Source organism: Allobosea sp. CER48 (genome assembly GCF_044752385.1).
Lineage (GTDB): Bacteria > Pseudomonadota > Alphaproteobacteria > Rhizobiales > Beijerinckiaceae > Allobosea.
Window position 1 is genome coordinate 1 of sequence record NZ_JBIWYK010000243.1, and the last position, 4,759, is coordinate 4,759.

6 protein-coding genes are annotated in these 4,759 nt (G+C 69.6%); all 6 read left to right on the plus strand.

Translation table 11 applies throughout. The features are described 5' to 3' along the window. Window positions 1–220: 220 nt before the first annotated feature. On the plus strand, window positions 221–1,207 hold the full coding sequence (locus ACIPIA_RS10465) for a TRAP transporter substrate-binding protein (RefSeq protein WP_400509221.1): 987 nt from the start codon (window positions 221–223) through the stop codon (window positions 1,205–1,207). 24 nt (window positions 1,208–1,231) lie between these two features. Beyond that, window positions 1,232–2,011: a VOC family protein gene (locus tag ACIPIA_RS10470; protein WP_400509223.1), complete on the plus strand. Its 780-nt coding sequence runs from the start codon at window positions 1,232–1,234 to the stop codon at window positions 2,009–2,011. Window positions 2,012–2,166: 155 nt separating this feature from the next. Next, window positions 2,167–2,451, plus strand: coding sequence for a hypothetical protein (locus ACIPIA_RS10475; protein WP_400509225.1), 285 nt, complete (start codon window positions 2,167–2,169; stop codon window positions 2,449–2,451). A 19-nt stretch (window positions 2,452–2,470) separates the two neighbouring features. Then, on the plus strand, window positions 2,471–2,758 hold the full coding sequence (locus ACIPIA_RS10480) for a hypothetical protein (RefSeq protein WP_400509227.1): 288 nt from the start codon (window positions 2,471–2,473) through the stop codon (window positions 2,756–2,758). 54 nt (window positions 2,759–2,812) lie between these two features. Continuing rightward, window positions 2,813–3,574, plus strand: coding sequence for a precorrin-6A synthase (deacetylating) (gene cobF / locus ACIPIA_RS10485; protein WP_400509229.1), 762 nt, complete (start codon window positions 2,813–2,815; stop codon window positions 3,572–3,574). A gap of 61 nt (window positions 3,575–3,635) precedes the next feature. Beyond that, window positions 3,636–4,478 carry a 2,3,4,5-tetrahydropyridine-2,6-dicarboxylate N-succinyltransferase gene (gene dapD, locus ACIPIA_RS10490; RefSeq protein ID WP_400509231.1) on the plus strand — a complete coding sequence of 281 codons (843 nt, stop codon included), beginning with the start codon at window positions 3,636–3,638 and terminating at the stop codon, window positions 4,476–4,478. Window positions 4,479–4,759 lie beyond the last annotated feature (281 nt).

The window sequence follows — 4,759 nt, forward strand, 5'->3', positions numbered from 1 at the left end:
GTGCCGGCCGGCTATCGCGTCGAGGCGGCCGTCGCGATCGGCAAGCCCGGCGACAGGGCACAGCTGCCGGAAGCGCTGCGGGCGCGCGAGACACCGAGTCAGCGCAATCCGATCTCCACCACGGCCTTCGAGGGCGCCTTCCCGGCCTGAGCGGCCGATGCCTCTTGCCGTTGGCCGCGTTTCGCGCGATTCCGCGGCATGCGCTGAAGGAGGCAAGTTCTTGCTGATCACCCGCCGCCATTTTGCCGCCGGCTCGCTTGCCGCCCCCGCCACCCTGAGGGGCGGGCAGGCCGTCGCCGCCGGCCGTCCGGTCACCGTCGCCTCGCTGCTCGGCGAGGACAAGCCGGAGACGAAGATCTGGCGACGCGTCGCCGAGATCCTGGCACGCACTGCGCCGGGCCGCTTCGATCTGCGCATCGTGCCCAACGCGGCACTGGGCGGCGAGAAGGAAGTCGCCGAGGGCCTCCGCCTCGGTTCGATCCAGGCCGCTCTCTCGACGGTCTCGTCGCTGTCGGGCTGGGTGCCGGAAGGCCAGATCCTCGACCTGCCGTTCCTCTTCCGCGATGGCGACCATCTCGGCCGGGTTCTGGCCGGGCCGCTCGGAGCAGAACTCAAGGGGCGCTACGAGGCGCAGGGCTTCGTCGTGCCCGGCTTCATCAACTATGGCGCGCGCCATCTCCTCGCCAAGGAGCCGCTGACGACGCCGGCCTCGGTCAGGGGTAAGCGCATCCGCGTCATCCAGAGTCCGCTCCATACCGCCCTCTGGTCCGGCTTCGGGGCCTATCCGACGCCGATCCCGATCCCGGAGACCTACAACGCGCTGAAGACCGGGGTGGTCGATTGCATGGACCTGACCAAATCCGCCTATGTCGGCTTCCGCCTGCATGAGGTCGTGCCGGTCCTGATCGAGACCGGCCATATCTGGGCCACCGGCGTCGTCATGTTCGCCGCGCCCTTCTGGAGGGGGCTGGCGCCGGCGGACCGCGAGGCGCTCTCCGCAGCCGTGGCCGAGGGCATCGCCTATTTCGACGAGCTTATGCTGGCGGACGAAGCGGCCTCGATGGCGAAGGCCGCTTCCGAAGGCGGCCGGACCGTGCCGGCCGAGGATCGCGCTGGCTGGCAGGACGGCGCCCGCAAGGTCTGGGCGAGCTTCGCGCCCCGGCTCGGTGGCATCGCGAAGATCGAAGCCATCGCGCAGAGCGCCTGATTCCCGGATTGCAGGACGACGACCATGCCGCTCTCCATCGATCACATCGTCATCGCGGTCACCGATCTCGACGCCGCCATGCGGGATTATGCCGCCCTCGGCTTCACTGTCCTGCCCGGCGGCGAGCATCCGCGAGGTTCGCGCAACGCGCTCGTCGTGTTCCAGGACGGCGCCTATCTCGAGATCATCGCCTTCCCGCGGCCGGTGCCGGGTTTCCGCTGGTGGCAGGTGCTGGATCGTGCCGGCCCGGGCCTCGTCGACTATGCCGTGCTGCCGGACGACTTCGAGGCCGATTTCGCCCGCGCCCGTGCTGCCGGCATCGTCATGGACGGGCCGATCGACGGCGGGCGCCTGCAGCCCGACGGCACCCGGATCGCCTGGCGCTCGGCGCGCCCGCCCGAGCCGGACATTCCCTTCCTCGTCGCCGACGTGACGGCCCGCGATCTGCGCGTGCCGGCCGGCGCCGCGCGTCGCCACCCGAACGGCGTCACGGGAGTCGCAGGCGTCACCGTCGCGGTTCAGGACCTCGCCATCTCGACGGCGCGCTATCGTGCCTTGCTCGGGCGAGAGCCGGCGGCGACGGGCGGCGTTCCCGGCCTCGGCTTCGGCCTCGTCCAGTTTCGCATCGAGCGGCAGACCCTCTCGCTGGTCGAGCCGCGCTCTTCGGCCGCAGCCGCGCCGGCAGCCCATCTGGCGACCCGTGGTCAGGGCGCCTACGCCATCTCCTTCTACGGTCCGGACGAGATGGCCCTCGAGACCGGGCTCGGCCATGGCGCGCGCATGGAGATCGTTCGCGAACGCTGAGCCGGCGGCGTCATGTTCCGGTCATGCTTGCAGGCGAGAGTGGCCCGTTACCTTTGAATAGTTCTATTTATGCAGTAATAACAAAGACTTGCATCGAATCTCAACCCTGCCTATCTCTCGCGTCGATCAGTGAATCAACCGACGGAGAAACCGGGATGGCTGGGGTCACCGAGGTCGATGTAGCGGCCGCGATCGGCCGGATCGACGAAATCATCATCCGCGAAATCGTCCGCACGGGCGCGAGCCGGCCGGAACTGCGCCGCGCGCTCGCGCTGGCCAAGGGGCCGGGCGATCTCGAAGCCGACTCGGCCCTGCCGCCGCGCATGCAGCGGCTCGTGGAGCTGCTGGCCGTCACCCTGCCGGAACAGGGCCCGAAGCCTGTGCAGGGGCCACAGCGCCGCCTCCATGCCGCCATGAAGGGTGTCGATCGTGCAGCCTGATCAGGGGAGAGCCGAAACGTTGGAGACCGCCCGCGCCGATATCCGGCAGGCGGTGCTGACGGCTTTTTGCACGGCGCTCCACGATACTCGGCTGCCGCCTCTCACACTGCTCGAGCTGGCGGCACAGGCGGTCGGTTCTGTCTACAGAGAGGTGGCGGATGCTCATTCCGGTGATCAGCCATGCCCTTGCGGCTGGCGGCCGCGCCTCGCGGCGGATCTGGAGGCGCTTCAGGCGGCGCTGGCGCTGAGCGCGGCGCCCGTGCCGCAGCCCGATCTCGCCCGCATGGCCGTGGTCGGCCGGGCCTGACCTCGCATTCCGCCGACAGGCCGTGCTAAGCCGCTGCCGAACCTTTGGGGCGGCATGCGCAACATCCTCATCATCGGCATCGGGGCCGGTAATCCCGACCATATGACGATCGAGGCGATCGCGGCGCTGAACCGCGCCGACGTCATGTTCATTCCCGACAAGGGCGAGGAGAAGGTGGCGCTGCGCGCGCTCCGCGAGGCCATCTGCGCGCGCTTCATCCGCGAGCCCGGCTATCGCACCGTCCCCGTCGAAATCCCACGCCGCGCCGAGGCCGGCAACGACTATCACGGCGTCGTCGACGACTGGCACGAGCGCATTGCCGCCCGCTATCGCGCCCTGTTCGAGGCGGAGCTGGCCGAGGGCCAGACCGGCGCGCTTCTGGTCTGGGGCGATCCCGCGCTCTACGACTCGACGCTGCGCGTCATGGAGCGGGTCGCCGTTTCCGGCCTCGGCCTCGACTGGCAGGTCTATCCCGGCATCAGCAGCGTGCAGGTGCTGGCTGCGCGCCACCGCATCGCGCTCAATACGATCGGCGCGCCGATCCTGATCACGACCGGGCGCAGGCTCGCGGCCGGTTTCCCGGCCGATCAGGACAGCGTCGTGGTCATGCTCGACGGCGAGCAGGCCTTCGCCAGGCTGGACCCGGCCGAGCTCGACATCTTCTGGGGCGCCTATCTCGGCACGCCGGACGAGATCCTGCTCGCCGGGCCGCTTGCCGCGCTCGCCGCCGAGATCGCCAGCGTCCGGGCCGAGGCCCGCGCCCGACACGGCTGGATCATGGATACCTATCTGCTGCGCCGGCGCTCTGCGGCTTGACGCAGCGCCCCTCATCCGCCATCGCTCGCCGCGATCTTTCGAACCCTGTCGGAGCCGTCTGATGTCCCTCGCCGATCTCGCCGCTACCATCGACGCCGCCTGGGAGAACCGGGCCGATATCGGCATCTCGACCAAGGGCGCGGTGCGCGATGCCGTCGAACAGGCGATCGAGATGCTCGATGCCGGCCAGGCTCGCGTGGCGGAAAAGCAAGGCGCAGACTGGATCGTCCATCAGTGGCTGAAGAAGGCGGTGTTGCTCTCCTTCCGCCTGACCGACAACGTCATCATGGCCAACGGCCCGGGCGAGGGCGTGTTCTGGGACAAGGTGCCGTCGAAGTTCGAGGGCTGGGGCGAGAACCGCTTCCGCGCCGCCGGCTTCCGCGTCGTGCCCCCGGCCGCCGCGCGCAAGGGGTCCTTCATCGCCTCGGGCGTCGTGCTGATGCCGTCCTTCGTCAATATCGGCGCCTATGTCGACAGCGGCACCATGGTCGACACCTGGGCGACGGTCGGCTCCTGCGCCCAGATCGGCAAGAACGTGCACCTTTCGGGCGGCGTCGGCATCGGCGGCGTGCTCGAGCCGCTGCAGGCCAACCCGACCATCATCGAGGACAACTGCTTCATCGGCGCGCGTTCGGAGGTCGTCGAGGGCGTGATCGTCGGCGAGGGCTCGGTGCTCTCGATGGGCGTCTTCATCTCGGCCTCGACCAAGATCGTCGATCGCGCCACCGGCCAGGTCCATGTCGGCAAGGTGCCGCCCTATTCGGTGGTCGTGCCGGGCTCGCTGCCCGGAAAGCCCTTCCCGGACGGCACGCCGGGCCCGGCCCTCTCATGCGCCGTCATCGTCAAGACGGTCGATGCGCAGACGCGCTCCAAGACCGGCATCAACGAATTGCTGCGCGACTGAGGCTTCGCTCGCAGGCGCTATGCCCGGGGCTGACCCGAGCATATCGAAACGCGGCCTTCGCTCGTTACCGGTTTCCCGGGACGAAGCTCGGCTTCGCCCCGGCATGACGCCGTCCGGATGCCTCAACCCACCGGCGAAGGCGCGCCGCTGCCCTGGGGAGCCGGCGGTGCGTCGGGTGCCGGCGTGGGCGAGGCGCCATGTACGTCGGCCAGCGCGTCGCGCAGCTTCTGCTCTTGCGAGCGGTCGAGGGAGGTCTTCAGCACGGTGCCGCCGGTGCCGCG